12 protein-coding genes are annotated in these 13,634 nt (G+C 67.1%); 7 read left to right on the top strand and 5 right to left on the bottom strand.

Annotated elements, in window-relative coordinates:
• Positions 1 to 82: 82 nt before the first annotated feature.
• Together LJE63_17075 and LJE63_17070 are read right to left on the bottom strand one after the other, a co-directional pair.
• The gene (locus LJE63_17075) at positions 83 to 1,570 is read right to left on the bottom strand and encodes a glycosyltransferase (GenBank protein ID MCG6908319.1); all 1,488 of its coding nucleotides are present in this window, start codon (positions 1,568 to 1,570) and stop codon (positions 83 to 85) included.
• A gap of 96 nt (positions 1,571 to 1,666) precedes the next feature.
• Complete coding sequence (locus LJE63_17070) at positions 1,667 to 2,062, bottom strand: hypothetical protein (GenBank protein MCG6908318.1); 396 nt, start codon at positions 2,060 to 2,062, stop codon at positions 1,667 to 1,669.
• A gap of 491 nt (positions 2,063 to 2,553) precedes the next feature.
• On the opposite strand from LJE63_17070, the gene LJE63_17065 reads away from it, so the two are divergent.
• Genes LJE63_17065 through LJE63_17055 form a run of 3 tightly spaced genes read left to right on the top strand, consistent with a single transcriptional unit; the run spans position 2,554 to position 3,496 of the window.
• Complete coding sequence (locus LJE63_17065; GenBank protein MCG6908317.1) at positions 2,554 to 3,051, top strand: rubrerythrin family protein; 498 nt, start codon at positions 2,554 to 2,556, stop codon at positions 3,049 to 3,051.
• A 59-nt stretch (positions 3,052 to 3,110) separates the two neighbouring features.
• Entirely contained in the window at positions 3,111 to 3,341 is a 231-nt protein-coding gene (locus LJE63_17060) for a hypothetical protein (protein MCG6908316.1), read from the top strand.
• Positions 3,338 to 3,496 carry a rubredoxin gene (locus LJE63_17055; GenBank protein MCG6908315.1) on the top strand — a complete coding sequence of 53 codons (159 nt, stop codon included), beginning with the start codon at positions 3,338 to 3,340 and terminating at the stop codon, positions 3,494 to 3,496. Before LJE63_17060 ends, LJE63_17055 begins: the two co-directional genes overlap by 4 nt.
• Positions 3,497 to 3,540: 44 nt before the next feature.
• On the opposite strand, the gene LJE63_17050 is transcribed toward LJE63_17055, so the two are convergent.
• Positions 3,541 to 7,584 carry a hypothetical protein gene (locus LJE63_17050; protein ID MCG6908314.1) on the bottom strand — a complete coding sequence of 1,348 codons (4,044 nt, stop codon included), beginning with the start codon at positions 7,582 to 7,584 and terminating at the stop codon, positions 3,541 to 3,543.
• Positions 7,585 to 7,798: 214 nt separating this feature from the next.
• Here LJE63_17050 and LJE63_17045 point away from each other — a divergent pair, with 214 nt between their 5' ends.
• Genes LJE63_17045 through LJE63_17030 form a run of 4 tightly spaced genes read left to right on the top strand, consistent with a single transcriptional unit; the run spans position 7,799 to position 11,358 of the window.
• Positions 7,799 to 8,935, top strand: coding sequence for a site-specific DNA-methyltransferase (locus LJE63_17045; protein ID MCG6908313.1), 1,137 nt, complete (start codon positions 7,799 to 7,801; stop codon positions 8,933 to 8,935).
• Between the two features lie 36 nt (positions 8,936 to 8,971).
• Positions 8,972 to 9,526 (top strand): DJ-1/PfpI family protein, encoded by a 555-nt coding sequence (locus tag LJE63_17040; GenBank protein ID MCG6908312.1) that lies wholly within the window; start codon positions 8,972 to 8,974, stop codon positions 9,524 to 9,526.
• 23 nt (positions 9,527 to 9,549) lie between these two features.
• Complete coding sequence (locus LJE63_17035) at positions 9,550 to 10,419, top strand: HDOD domain-containing protein (protein ID MCG6908311.1); 870 nt, start codon at positions 9,550 to 9,552, stop codon at positions 10,417 to 10,419.
• Between the two features lie 24 nt (positions 10,420 to 10,443).
• Positions 10,444 to 11,358 carry an MBL fold metallo-hydrolase gene (locus LJE63_17030; protein ID MCG6908310.1) on the top strand — a complete coding sequence of 305 codons (915 nt, stop codon included), beginning with the start codon at positions 10,444 to 10,446 and terminating at the stop codon, positions 11,356 to 11,358.
• A gap of 146 nt (positions 11,359 to 11,504) precedes the next feature.
• Here LJE63_17030 and LJE63_17025 read toward each other — a convergent pair whose 3' ends face one another.
• Positions 11,505 to 12,347 (bottom strand): ChaN family lipoprotein, encoded by an 843-nt coding sequence (locus tag LJE63_17025; protein MCG6908309.1) that lies wholly within the window; start codon positions 12,345 to 12,347, stop codon positions 11,505 to 11,507.
• A 27-nt stretch (positions 12,348 to 12,374) separates the two neighbouring features.
• On the bottom strand, positions 12,375 to 13,634 hold a 1,260-nt coding region (locus tag LJE63_17020), incomplete at its 5' end, for a M1 family peptidase (GenBank protein ID MCG6908308.1).

The raw sequence follows: 13,634 nt of genomic DNA, 5'->3' as shown, positions 1-13,634 counted from the left end.
AAGGCCATCAGGCCGGCCACCAGAGAAAACGACAGCGTGCTGAGAACAAAGGGCATCGGTTATGGTTCGGGCGGCTGTGGCCTCAGGCGAGGCGCCGGTGCTGCCACCAGGACAGCAGCCCCACGCTGGAGAAGCCCGTGGTGTAGATCAGGAGAAAATGCCCCACCAGGAAATGGTCGGCCTGAAAATAGGCGCCGGTGCCGGCCAGACACCATGCGGCGGCCATGAGCTCCAACGCGAAGCCGCGGCTGCGGGCCGGATGGTAGCTTTTGATCGACCGGTCGCCGTGCTTCGGGGTCCGGACAAAGACCCCGGGCCGCCCCAGGAGCGCTTCGACCACCGCCCGGGTGTTGTTGACGGCCATCCCGCAGCCGAAACACACCAGGCTCGGCAGCAGCAGCAGAATTTTCCAGGCGGGGGTCCGCAGCGACCGCTCCGCCGTCCAGTAGAGAACCGAGGGACCCGAAGTGCTTGCCAGCAGGAGCACGCCGAAAAGGGCAAAAATCGACGCCGGCAGCCGCAGCCGTCCGCTGAAGAGGATCAACGGCGCCATCAGGGCCAGAAACAGCATCAGCGGGTTGACCAGGTAATGGGTCAGGTGCATCCAGGCCTGGAACTTGGCAAACGGCCGGGCGGGGGAGCGCAAAATCCGCGGCATCAGCTTGATGGCCGTCTGGATGGACCCCTTGGCCCAGCGGAACTGCTGGTTTTTGAAGGCGTTGATGTCGCCTGGAATTTCAGCCGGCACCACCAGGTCCACCAGGTAGCGGCAGCGCCAGCCGGCCAGTTGAATCCGGTAGGAGAGGTCCATGTCCTCGGTAAGCGTGTCGGCCTGCCAGTTGCCGCCGGCGAGGATCGCCTGTTTGCGGAAGACCCCGGCGGTCCCGTTGAAATTCATGAACAGACCGCAGCCGGAGCGCGCGGACTGCTCGATCATGAAATGGCCGTTGACGCCCACGGCCTGCAGCCGGGTCAGCAGGCTCTGGCGCTGGTTGAGGTGCCCCCAGCGGGCCTGGACCATTCCCAAGGCGGAGTCCCTCATGAAAAAAGGCACCGCGCGCAGCAGGAAATCCCGCGGGGGCACGAAATCGGCGTCAAAGATGGCCGTCAGCTCCCCCCGGGAACAGGCCAGCCCCTCCCGCAGGGCGCCGGCCTTGAACCCCTCCCGGGTGGCGCGCGTCAGGTGGACGATGTCAACCCCGCGCGCCCGCAACTCGGCCACTTTGCGCGCCACCAGTTCCCGGGTGTCATCACTGGAGTCGTCCAGCAGCTGGATCTCGTGGCGTCCGGTAGGATAGTGCATGGCGGCGACGGCCGCGATCAGCCGTTCGACGACGTTGCGTTCATTGTAAATCGGCAGCTGGGTGGTCACCACCGGAAGGCGTTCGGCCGCCGCGGCGCATCCGGCCGCGGGGTCCCGCCCCCCGTAAAAGGCCTCCAGCAGTCGGGCATCTTCCCGGCGCCGGCGATGGGCCGCGCGCCGGAACAGCGCCGTCATGATATGACAGTTGATGCCGTAGAGGGTGAGAATCAGCGCTGTCGCACAATAAAGCGCAACCAGCAGCGTCATGGCGACTCCTCGGTTGGCATGGCGGCGCCGGCCCCGGTCCGCCGGGGCTGCGAAACAGGCCCGCGGCGGGGGCGGGCCGCAGCAGCGGCGGTCACCTCAATGCCCCCCGCAGCCGCAGCCGCAGTCGCCGCCACAGGCACTGCGCCGGGCCAACTGCCGGATGACCTCGCGCTGGTCGGCCGGAGCCACCGCAAGGACCGTCACCCGCAGGAAAAGGTCGGCGGCCTGGGCGGGCAGCAGAATCCCCGGCAGCGGCAGGTGCTCGAAGGTGGCCTGCAGGGCGCGGGGGTCCAGGCGCAGGCTGATCTGTTCGCCGACCCGGCGATCGATCAGGGCGCGCTCGAAAGGAACCAGGCCCTCGGCGCCAAGGCCGAAGATAAAATCGTAGGTTATCGGCTGGGGGGTCAGCGCCACGCTGTCGGCAGTGATGCCGGCTTCCAGGCTGAGCTTGACCTCCTGCAGGGGGCCGATGGTTCGGGGGGACGTCTGCATGGGTACCTCCAGGGCATGATCCGCCGGAAACTGCCGGTCTTGAGGACCGCGAGGCGGGGTGATGCGGATTGATGGGTATTCGGGAGTTTTTCCGCACCCTGGGGTGCGGAGCGAATTGCGCCTTTCATAGCATATTTGAGGGCTCTCCAAAAGTGGCAGATTGCAGCCATCGCTTTCCGGGGCCGGGCGCCGGATGGGCCGATAGCGTCTCACCTGTATTGGGTCAATTCTGTTCTAATCGGATTATTGAAACACCTTCAGCCTTCGGCTAACCCGCCGGCTGGGGCTTTTTTGGCCGCCCTTTGGGGCGCCCCGGCGGCAGGGTCTGTCTCAACCCGCACCCGGCGTCCCCCGGCGCCCCCAAGGCCAGTCAACAAAATGATTTGGTTGGGTTTTGTTTCCCATTAAAAAAAGTTTCCATACTGGCACGAATCTTGGTAGATCTGACAGCACACTACCCCGAACGATCACCCCCGAGAAAGGAGTTTGAGATGAGCCAGACCGAACAGAATCTGATGGATGCCTTTGCAGGTGAATCCCAGGCCAACCGGCGCTACCTGGCCTTCGCCAAGAAAGCCGACAAGGAAGGCTTCCCCCAGGTCGCCAAGCTCTTTCGGGCTGCGGCCGAGGCCGAAACCGTGCATGCCCATACGCACCTGAAAACCCTGGGCGCCGTCAAGTCCACCGCTGACAACCTGAAGGAGGCGATTGCCGGCGAGACCCACGAATTCAAGAGCATGTACCCGGACATGATCGCCGCGGCCGAGGCCGAGGGCAACAAGGCAGCGGTGCGCACCTTCACCTATGCCAATGAAGTCGAGAAGGTGCATGCAACGCTCTACCAGAAGGCCCTCGACTCCCTGGAAAAGCCGGCGGCGGTGGAATGCTACTACGTCTGTTCGGTTTGCGGCTTCACCTGTGAAAACGAGCCTCCCGAGGTCTGTCCGGTATGCAAGGCCGCCAAGAAGGCGTTTTTCCGGGTGGATTGAAGCTGCCTATTTCAACCAGCGGCCGGTTTTCAAGGAGTCCGGCCGCGGGAGCAACTCCCATGACCGATTCCAAGTGCCCCATCTGCGGATCCAACCGCTTCTACGTCAAAGACCCGGACGATGAATTTGAATGCCACGAATTCGAATGCCGTGGCGGCGAGATCTGTTTCGATCCCGCCCTGCCCGCCTCCGCGGCCCCGCAAATTCAACCCAGGACGGAAACCTTTTGCAATACCTGTGCGTGGCACGGCGCCTTTGAACATCTACTTCAAGAGGAGGATGCACCATGAGCAAGTGGGAATGCCCCTGCGGGTATGTCTACGACCCCGCCGAGGGGGACCATGAAAACAATATCCCCCCGGGAACCGCTTTCGAAGATCTGCCCGACGGTTGGGTCTGCCCCAAATGCGGCGCGGAGAAGGAGTTTTTCGAGAAGCTCGATTAGCCTGCCCGTCTACCCCGGTGGGGGCCCGGCCCCCACCGTTGGCCTTATTCCGGTTTGGCCGCCGCCGCGGGTTTGCGCGGCGACCGCTTGCGCCACCACCCGCCCGTGCTCCAGCAGGACCACCCCCAGCGCAGCCACCGCAGCAGACTGAACGCCAGCCACAACGACCACAGCAGCATCAACAGGCGATAGACCCACAGGGGCAGCGACAGGACCCAGGCCTCCGGCATCCGGGTGCCGATGCGGTCTTGATACCAGTTGAGTTCGTACATGCTGGAAAAATTGCCGGCGACCTGCATCGCCGGAATTCCCAGCAGGCCGTTTTGAACCGCCAGGTAAAGGCCGCCCAGGGCCAGTGCGGTCCAGCCAACCAGCCCCAACTGCAAGCCATTGAAGGCCGCCCAGTTGGCCGGGGGTGCGAGTTTCGCCCGGATGCCGAGAACCATCAGCCAGCCGGCGACGGTGATGGCAACCGGTACCGGCACCTGGGTCAGACCGATGAACAGCAGGACCCAGTCCCGGGTTTTAAGCGGCGTCAGAGGACAGCGCCCCAAGGCGGCCGCCAGCAGCACCACCACCGCCAGGTAGCTCCAGAAGAGAACCGCCGGCCCCAGGCGCGGCCCAGCGGCCCAGAGCAGCCAGCGGTTGTGCGGCAGATGGATCGTGACCGCGGCGTTGACGGCCGCATCACCGATGGCCACCGCCGGGGTGCGCTGCAGCAGGTGCGCGCCCCCCGCCTGGTGCCAGGCCACACTCACCGTCTGAGCCCCCGGCCGCAGGGGCACGAGCAGCTTTCCGTCGGCTGCCGCAAGCGGCAGGCTCCGGCCGTCGATGCTGACCTGCTGCAGCTCGGCGTTTTGGGGCAGTTGCAGCGCATGCTGACCGCCGCGGCTGGATCGGAGCTGGACCACTAGCTGGGATCGGTCCAGGCGGTCGCCCGGGGTCCACTCCAGCCGGACGGCATCCAGGGTCACCTGGCGGCCGGCCACAGGCGGCGGACGGGATACGCCGATCAAGACCTCCTCACCGGGCCACGGGCGCCACTTGGGGCGCCACTGGCCTTCCGCGTCCTGGTGGTGGAGCGCGGCAATCCCCGTAAGGCGGCAGTCCCAGACCGGACTGGCGTCCAGAATCCAGGTTTCCGACCAGGGCACCCCGACTGGAGCCTTGAGACCAATCTGGGCCGAGACGGGCAGATCGGCTGTAAAGGCCAGATTCCGGCTGCCGGCGGGCAGAATGATCTGGGCGACGCCGTTTTCCACCGCGATTCCTGGGGTCACCACCGCCTCCCCCGGAATCAGGGGCAGGCTCAGGCTGACCGGAAACTCGGGCGCCGTCAGGCGTTCCACCGTCGTATGCACCTGCCAGCTCAGCCCCAGCCGCAGCTCCCGGGTGACATGCAGAAACGGCGGCAGGAAGCGCTCCGCCGTCGCCTGGGCGGTCTCCGCAGGGGGGCCCTCGCGCACCAGTTGCAGACCGCCTTCCACCCGGCCGTCCTTGCCCACCCCGCGCACCGACCAGCCTTCCAGGTCGAGGCTGACCTCCCGCGGCGGCAGGGGCAGGGGTAGTTGCACGGCATCCAGGTCGCCCACCGGGCCCTCCACCACCACCCGGTGGACCCCCTGGGCGACCAGCGTCCAGAGGTTGCCCTGGTCGCCGCGGATGACGCCCCCGGCCGGCTTTTGATCGACCATGACCGACTGCGGCAGCCACGAGGCCGCGGTCGCCGGCAGGGGCACCGCGGCCTCACAGCCGGCGTGAATCAGGAGCCCCAGCCGCAGGCGGCCGCCGCGGGCCGTCACCTCCAAACGCTCCAGGGTGGCGCAGGACGGCAGACAGGCTGGTTCGGAGAGCAGCCGCTTTTTGAGTTCTTCCAGGAGGGGCGCCGGGGGAAAACCCGCCGGTTGGCCTTCCGCGCGCACCATGGTCGCGGGCAGCACCACCCCCAAGAGCAGCCCGGCAATCATCGCCCGGGCCCATCTCTCAAGATTCAGCCGCTGCCGCCAGAAACGCCGGTCGATCAGGCCGATGCACAGCGCGGCCAGACAAAAAACGCGCAAAAACGCCAGCGCCAGGTTGGCACCGGGCGGCACCAGCCACAGACGGATTTCCTGGGAGGCCGTCACCGGGCCGCTCCAGCGCAGGGCGAACGTGCGCCAGCGCCAGGTGGGCAGGCCGGGGCCGGTCTGAATCAATTCCGGGGGCTCGTCAGGCGCGGCCATAGGCCGCTGAACCTTGCCCATGACGCTTTTTGGGGCGGTGGCGGCCAGCTGCCCGGCCACCGGCGAGGGCGCGCTTTCATCGACGCGAGAGGCCGGATCGGCGCTCTCGGTCATCCGGTAGCGGGCAACGCGGGGGCCGTCATGCTCGGCCAACTGCGGAAAAAGCCCGCCGCGGACCTGGCCCACCATAAACGGTACCGCCAGCACCACCAACACCAGGCCCGCCGCCAGCAGCCAGGCACTCACCAGCCGCGACCCCCAGCCCGGCGGCATCACCCGCAGCAGCGCCAGGGCCGCCAGCAGGTTCAGCCAGACCAGGCGCGGTGCGCCGGGTTCGTGATAGATCAGGACCATGGTCGCCAGGGCGAGGCCCCCCCAGCCCCAGCCGCGCAGCTTCAGAAAGGAGAGCGCCACGATCAGCACCAGGAAAAAGTCCAACAGGGTCCAGCGCTGCAGCCAGGTGCCGCTGATCTGGTCGACGCCGGCCGCCCCCAGCAGCCGCCAACCGGGCGGCAGGTTGAGGGTTGCGCGCAGGCTCTGAAAGCCGTGGTCCCACGCCACGGCCCCGAACCGACCCCCGGGGGCTTCCAGACGCGAGGCAGCGGTCAGGTCCAACTGGCCGCGGCGAAGGGTGACGCCCGGTTTCTGGTCGGGCCCCTGGGCGGTGATCAGGCGGTCCTCGCCGTCCACCGTCACCCGCCCCAGCGCAGCGGGCGGATTCATGGCCAGATACCACTGCCGGCGCATGCTGCCGGTGATCCGGTCCTCGGCCGTTAGCCCCCGGCCGTCGAAATCCAGCCACCAGGTGCGCACCAAGTTCAGGTGGTCCGGGCCTGGCTCCGGGTCGCCGCGCCGGGTTTCGGTGATGGAGAGCACCGTCCCCGGCTCGATCACGAAGGCCGGCAGCCGGTGCCATTCGGCGGGCAGTTCGGTCTGCTTGGGATCGATCCCGTTGGCCCCCCCAAGCTCCGCCAGGCGCAGATCGGGCTGCGCCTCAAAGGCCCAGATCTCGCGCCCGTATGTGCCGGCCAGGGGGCCGATGGCCGTTAGCGGCCCCTGGAAACGGGCTTCCAGGCGGAGCTCCCATTTTCCCGGCCGCACCTGGACCAGCAGCCGTCGGTCCTCCCCAAAACGGGCCGGCAGGGGGCTTGCGATCGCCATCGGGACCGTCTGGGGCGGCAGCAGATCGGCCTGGGAGACCTCCCGCGAGCGGCCGGCGACGTTCAACTTCAAGTGGGTCGTGAGCCGCATGGGGATGTCATCCCGCAGCCGCCGCAGGAGTGTCACCCCGAGGTGGCCCTCACGCTCCGGACGGTCCCCCTGGCGGGTCAGCCACAAGCGCCCGTCGCCGTCCACCAGGGGAAAGGGCACCGCTTTCCCGGCGAGCGTCAGCCGCACCAGCCCCACGGCCGGCGGAATCCGAAGGGTCTCGGGGCTTTCGTGCCACCGGAAGCGGCCGGTCACGGTGTGAGTGCCGGCCGCGACCCAAACCGCCGGTCCACTGTCGCGGGTCATGACCGGCAGCGGCTTGCCGTCCACCGCCGTCTCCTGGGGCCAGCGCGCCGGGTCCCCGGGAAGGGGCAGCCACCCCTCGGCAAACAGAACCCACTGCTGGCGAAACCGCCCCTCGGTTGCCAGCACCTCGATCTCCAGCGGCCCGGGCCAGGCGCAGTGGCGGGCGCCGCCGTCAAATGCCGGCGGACAGCCTTCGGCCCCCAGGCCGTGCAGCACCCACGGCACCCAGGGCTCCAGTGCGGGCGGCACCGAGATTTGGGCGGGCTTCGCAGCCGCCGGCAGCGAGGCGGCCGCCAGCAGCCCGAGGGCAACGGCCAGCAGCCGCAGCCAGAGGAACAGACTCTTAGACATCTCCCCTCCTTGGGTCGGTTGGGGTTTTCGATGGATGGGTTATCGGTCGCGGCGGCGTGTCGGTAAAACCCAGTCCCCTTTTCTTATCAAAATCAGGCCCCATCGTCGCGCGATTTTCCCTCGCAGCCTGAAAATAGGTGGTGTTATCTGGAATTTGGCGCCTGTGCCGCGCAGGGGTTTGACAGCCGTCGACAAATGTGAAAAGAGCATGCCGATGGACAGAGCGCACCCCACAACCAGCCACCGGGTCTTTTTCGAGAGCGCGGCGCGCATGGCCGCCGTTGCCGCCCAAAGCGCGCACCTGGTGGTCACCTCGCCGCCCTACCCGATGATCGCCATGTGGGACGAGATCTTTGCCGCCCAGGCCCCGCGCGTCGAAACGGCGCTGGCGCGCCAGGACGGCCGGCAGGCCTTTGAAGAGATGCACCGGGTGTTGGACCCCGTGTGGGACGAGGTCGCACGCATCCTGGTCCCCGGCGGTCTGGTCTGCATCAACATCGGGGACGCCACCCGCAGCATGGGGGAAATTTTCCGGCTCTACCCCAACCACGCCCGGATCCTGAACGCCTTTCAACGCAGGGGGCTCTCGGTTCTGCCGGCCATCCTGTGGCGCAAGCAGACCAATGCGCCCAACAAGTTCATGGGATCCGGCATGCTGCCGGCCGGCGCCTACGTGACCCTGGAGCACGAGTATATCCTGATCCTGCGCAAGGGCTCCCCGCGGCGGTTCGCCAGCGCCGCCGAAAAACAGGTCCGCCGTGAAAGCGCCTTTTTCTGGGAGGAGCGCAACAGCTGGTTTTCCGACATCTGGTTCGATCTCAAGGGCGCCCGCCAGAAGCTCTCCAACGGCGAGAGCCGCCTGCGCAGCGGGGCCTTCCCGCTGGAGCTGGTCTACCGCCTGATCTGCATGTACTCGGTCCAGGGGGACACGGTGGTGGACCCCTTTGCGGGCACCGGCACCACCCTGCTGGCCGCCATGGCCGCGGCGCGCAACAGCATCGGCTACGAGCTCAGCCCGGAGTTCGCCCCCGTGATCGCAGCCCAGGCGGCGCAAATCCGGGAAACCGCCAACGCCCTGATCGCCCAGCGACTGGCGGCCCACGAGGCCTTCATGCGCGATCACAGCGCCCGCAAGGGCCCGCCCCGGCACACCAGCCGGCACTACGACTTTCCGGTGGTGACGCACCAGGAAATCGAGCTGCATCTGCCCCCCCTGGCGGCGGTGGAGGCCCCGACCGAAAATGTTTTTGTGGTCCACTACGGAGCTCCTCCCCCAGAGACCGTGCGTCCGACGGCAGGTCCGGCGCCCGCAACCGCGGGGCGGGAAAGGCCCCTGCCGGGGTTTGCCTGAGGCTGCCTGCGGCAGCGCCGATCACGGAGAAGCAAGATGCGCAAAAAGGTCCTCGTTCCGATAGCCGACGGTGTGGAGGAGATCGAAGCGGTCTGCATCATCGACGTCCTGCGGCGCGCCGGGGCGGAGGTGACCGTGGCCGCCGTGGGCGAGTTGGCGGTCACCGCCTCCCGCGGCGTCCGCCTGATGGCCGACCGGCCTCTGGAGAGCTGCCGCGGGGAGCGCTTCGACCTCATCGCCCTGCCCGGCGGGCTGCCGGGTGCCGAGCACCTACGCGACTGCGGGCTGCTCACCGACCTGCTGCGCCAGCAGGCGCGCCAGAATAGGCTTTACGCCGCCATCTGCGCCGCCCCGGCGGTGGTCCTGCAGCATCACGGGCTGCTGGCCGGACGGCGGGCGACCTGTCACCCGGCCCTGGCCGATCGGCTGGACCCCGCAGCGCGCCCCGGGGCGCGCGTGGTCGTGGACGGCAACTGCATCACCAGCCAGGGGCCGGGGACCGCCCTGGAATTCGCCCTGGAGCTGGTGGCGCAACTGTTCGGGCCCGAGCGGGCCGAGGCCGTGGCCGGCCCGATGCTGGCCCGCAGGTAGCGCCGGTGGGCTGCCAGAAAACAATGACCCCCGAAGAGCGACTGGCCATCATTCAGCGCTACATCGCCAAAATGCCGCCCCTGCCGGCGACGGTCACCAAGGTGATGGCGATCTGCAACGACCCCAACGCCACCCCGGCGGATCTCAACAAGATCATCAGCCTCGACCCCGTCCTGATGGGCAAGGTCCTGCGGCTGATCAACTCGGCCTATTACGGCCTGGTGCAGGAGATCACCTCCCTGGTCCGGGCCATCATCATGCTGGGGATCAACACGGTCAAAAATTTGGTGCTCAGCACCGCCGTGCTCAGCACCCTGGGCAATCGCCGCAATTTTCAGGCCCTCAACATGGACGATTTCTGGCGCCACTCGCTCAGCGTCGGCGTGGCCTCCAAGCTCATCGCCCGCAAGCGGGGGGCGCCCCGCAACCGCTTGGAGGAGTATTTCATCGCGGGCCTGCTCCACGATTTGGGCAAGATTCCGCTCAACAACCGCTTTTCACAGGATTACCAGGAGGTCATCCACCGCTCCCGCAGCGACGCCCTGCCCCTCCACGTGGCCGAAAAGGCTTCTTTCGGGATCGACCACGCCGATGTCGGCCGTTTGATCACCGACAATTGGCAGCTGGGCGCGGATATCAGCGACACGCTTTTTTTCCATCACACCCTGGAGGGGGTCGCGGGGGACAGCCGCGAGATCATTCATTCGGTGGCCCTGGCCAACTATTACGTCAATGTCAAAGGACTCGGGTTTTCAGGCAACTGCTGTCCGCAGCCCGTCAGGGCTGAAAATTTCACGGGCCTGGACATCACCCTGGACTATCTGGAGAGCGTCGAGCAGGAGGTTAAATCCGAAATCGAGCGGGCCCTGGTGTTTCTGCGAGTGGCCGGCTGAGCGTCGGCAGCGAAGGAGTTCGGCATGTACGTGCGTTTCTGGGGTGTGAGAGGGTCGGTGGCCAGCCCGGGCCGGGACACCGTGGTTTACGGCGGCAACACGGCCTGTCTGGAGCTGCGCTTGAACGGCAGCGATCGGGTGATCATCATCGACGCCGGCTCCGGCATCCGCAGCCTGGGCGCGCATCTGATCCGCACCCGCAGCGCCCCCATCGAGGCGGAAATCTTTCTGACCCACACCCACTGGGACCACATCATGGGGTTTCCCTTTTTCGATCCCATCTACCGGCCCAACACCCGCCTGAAGGTCTACGGGCCGATCACCTACGAGGAGGACACGCTGGATCGGATCGTGGGCGACCAGCTGAGCTACCGCTATTTCCCCGTGCGTCACAGCGAGTTGTCGGCCGCCATCAGCTATCATCAGCTGCGCGAGGAAGAGATGCGCTTCAGCGACGGCCTGCGGATCAAAACCAAATACCTCAACCACTCGCTGCTCTGCCTGGGCTACCGGTTCGAGCACGACGGCAAGGTGCTCTGCACCGGCTACGATACCGAGCCGTTCCAGAATGTTTTCAGCGACGACCCCGCCTCCCCCGGCTACGACCCGGTGGTCTGCGAGGAGGGTGCGCGGGCGGTGGCGGATGCCAACAAGGCGCTGCTGGACTTTTTCCGCGACGCGGACATCCTCATCCATGACGCCCAGTACACGCTGCGCGAGTACAGCGCCGGCAAAAGCGGCTGGGGGCATTCCCCGATGGAGCACGCCATCCAGACCGCCATCGCGGCCGGGGTCAAAAAAGTGGTTCTTTTCCACCACGACCCGGACCGCCGGGACGATGAGCTGCAGGCCCTGGAGAAGCGGTTTCGCGCCGCCCAGCAGCCCCTGGGAAAGCCCGAAATTCTCGTGGCCCGCGAGGGCATGCAGCTGAGCGCCTGACCCCGGCCCGAGCGGCGCCTCCCTTTGAACCCCACCACCACCGAAATACCCGCCAAAATTCCTTCCTGCCAAAACACCCCACGGATGGGGGTAAAATGGCTTTTTCGACCAAAGCCGGTCTCAACCGAGGAAAAATTCCCGCACCATCAGGGCATCAGAAAAATGAAATCGGCGGCCGCGGCACCGATGCGCTCCGGCTCGATATCGCCCGGCACCTCCGGCAGGATCACCACCGCCGGAAGGCCGCCGTAGGCTTTGAGCTGGGCCGGGATGCCGGGCTTCCAGGCATGTCCGATGCCGGTCAGGATCACCATCAGCATTTCCGGGCGCTCTTTAAGGTAGGCGATCGCATGCAGGGCCATACTCTTGTCCCACACCAGCTGGGCCTCGCAGAAATTGGTGAAATCCAGGTGCCCGTGGGCGTGGGCCCCGAAAGCCTGCCGGATGTAGGCCATGTAGGCGGCATCAACCTCGCAGGTCACGGCTGCCGGCAGTTGACCGCGCTGGGTGGTGGAAAGCGACTCAAACCCGTCGCGGGCCACCTGGCGGGTGATGGCCGGGGCGACGTTCAGCCCCACCAGCGGCACCCCGTGCTCCCGAGCGTAATCGAACACCGTGCGGTAGGCCGCCCAGGGGTAGTTCCAGTTGCGGTAGTAGGCCTTTTCAAAATCCGCCGGGGAGAGCTCTCCGGCCACCCAGCGGTTCAGCTCCGCCTGGCTCTCGCGCCGGAACATCTCCAGCCCCACGGCCACCGGCCGGCCGGCGGCAACCAGGGCCGCGATGACCTTGCGCTGCATCTCATGATGCAGCGCTTCGCTATGCTGCTCTCCCACCACCACCAGCGGTGCCGAAAGCAGCTGGGGCAGGGCCTCTTCGAGGGTCACGGTCAGCTTGCGGTTGAGGTCGTAAAGGCGGTCGACGGCCGTTGCCGGGGCTACCGCCAGAAGCCAGCAGAGGGTCGCGGCCAGAATGATGCGTTTAGGGCACATCGCTATTCCTTTCGGAAGGTTGGGATCTCAGGGCCAGATGTGCACCAGCGGGGAGCGCGCCGCCGGCCAGGTGCCCTTGGCCTGATTGGCGCCGTCCCGGAACACCAGGTAACTGGCCTTGCCGTAGTGGGTGACCTTGCGGGCCACCAGGGCCGCATCGGCCCGGGCGAGGGGCAGGAAAACCGCCACCACCGCTGACGCCGAGTGGGGGTGGGGCCAGACCGCGAAGAGGGTGTCCCCCGGGTCGGCATAACGCCGCCCGGCGACAGTGAAGCCGGCGGGAGCCAGGATCAACTCGGCCGGCTGGGCGGCCAGCAGCCCAGCCGGCGGCAGTGCCCCCACCCACAGCATCGATCGGCTGCGCCAGCGGTCCGGGCCGAGGGTCGAGGCCCGTAGCAGGCGCGCCTGTTGCAGCCCCAGGGAGCGAACCAGAAGGTCCGCGGCGGCCTCGAGTTCCGGCGCCGGCGCATCGGGCAGCACCACCAAAGGCCCCTTGGCGGCCTTGACGCTGTTGACGCTGGGCGGGATCTCCTCGGCGGACAGTCGCCTGAAGAGGTCAAAATCAGGGTCGGCTACCAGGCGCTGGGGGGCTTCGGCCACGGAAAAGTCAAACCGCGTGGCGGGGCCGGTCAGGTTCAGCCGGCGGGTGACACGGGTGGTGGCCGTGAACACGGTCAGGGGCACCTCCAGGTGGTAATGGGGTGCCGTCTGGGTAAGCTCCCCGGTCACCCGATAGCCTTCCGCGGCCGGCGTCAGGCGGACGCCCGCCAGCGCCAGCTGCGGCCCGCCGGCGCGCGCCACCCACTGGTCGAAAAAACCCTGCAACGGTTCAGGGGAATATTTTTCGAAGACCGCCCGCAGATCCTCCCAGCCGGCGCGCCGAAACCGATGGGTCTGGAAAAAATCCCGCAGGGCATGATCGAAGGCCGCGTCCCCCACCTGCCGGCGCAGCATGTGAAACACGAAGGCCCCCTTGTCGTAGCCCACCGTCTTGGAAAGCGGGTCCGTGCGATGGGTGAAGCGCGACAGGGGGAACTCCCGCTGCGGGGGGGCCAGGGCGGCGTAGCCCCGCAGGAGCTCGCGGCGGTATTCCCGGGCCGCCGCCGGCCCCTGCTGTTCCCTGAAATCGTAGTCGGCCACATAGGTGGCCAGCCCCTCGCTCCAGTTCCCGCCGCGGGGGTCCACGTAAACCCCGTTGCCCCACCAGCAGTGGGCGATCTCATGGCCCAGGCTGGTGCTGAGGATAAACGGCAGGCGCAGCACCCTCCCGCCCATCAGGGTGTAACC

This window comes from Desulfobacteraceae bacterium (assembly GCA_022340425.1).
Lineage (GTDB): Bacteria > Desulfobacterota > Desulfobacteria > Desulfobacterales > JAABRJ01 > JAABRJ01.
This window is presented reverse-complemented; position numbering and strand designations above follow the sequence as displayed.

Excerpts from the sequence above, each read along its gene's own strand:
- LJE63_17045 (MCG6908313.1), top strand. The coding sequence starts at position 7,799 with ATGGACAGAGCGCACCCCACAACCAGCCACCGGGTCTTTTTCGAGAGC.
- LJE63_17070 (MCG6908318.1), bottom strand. The coding sequence starts at position 2,062 with ATGCAGACGTCCCCCCGAACCATCGGCCCCCTGCAGGAGGTCAAGCTC.
- LJE63_17075 (MCG6908319.1), bottom strand. The coding sequence starts at position 1,570 with ATGACGCTGCTGGTTGCGCTTTATTGTGCGACAGCGCTGATTCTCACC.
- LJE63_17035 (MCG6908311.1), top strand. The coding sequence starts at position 9,550 with ATGACCCCCGAAGAGCGACTGGCCATCATTCAGCGCTACATCGCCAAA.
- LJE63_17030 (MCG6908310.1), top strand. The coding sequence starts at position 10,444 with ATGTACGTGCGTTTCTGGGGTGTGAGAGGGTCGGTGGCCAGCCCGGGC.
- LJE63_17055 (MCG6908315.1), top strand. The coding sequence starts at position 3,338 with ATGAGCAAGTGGGAATGCCCCTGCGGGTATGTCTACGACCCCGCCGAG.
- LJE63_17025 (MCG6908309.1), bottom strand. The coding sequence starts at position 12,347 with ATGTGCCCTAAACGCATCATTCTGGCCGCGACCCTCTGCTGGCTTCTG.
- LJE63_17060 (MCG6908316.1), top strand. The coding sequence starts at position 3,111 with ATGACCGATTCCAAGTGCCCCATCTGCGGATCCAACCGCTTCTACGTC.
- LJE63_17065 (MCG6908317.1), top strand. The coding sequence starts at position 2,554 with ATGAGCCAGACCGAACAGAATCTGATGGATGCCTTTGCAGGTGAATCC.
- LJE63_17050 (MCG6908314.1), bottom strand. The coding sequence starts at position 7,584 with ATGTCTAAGAGTCTGTTCCTCTGGCTGCGGCTGCTGGCCGTTGCCCTC.
- LJE63_17040 (MCG6908312.1), top strand. The coding sequence starts at position 8,972 with ATGCGCAAAAAGGTCCTCGTTCCGATAGCCGACGGTGTGGAGGAGATC.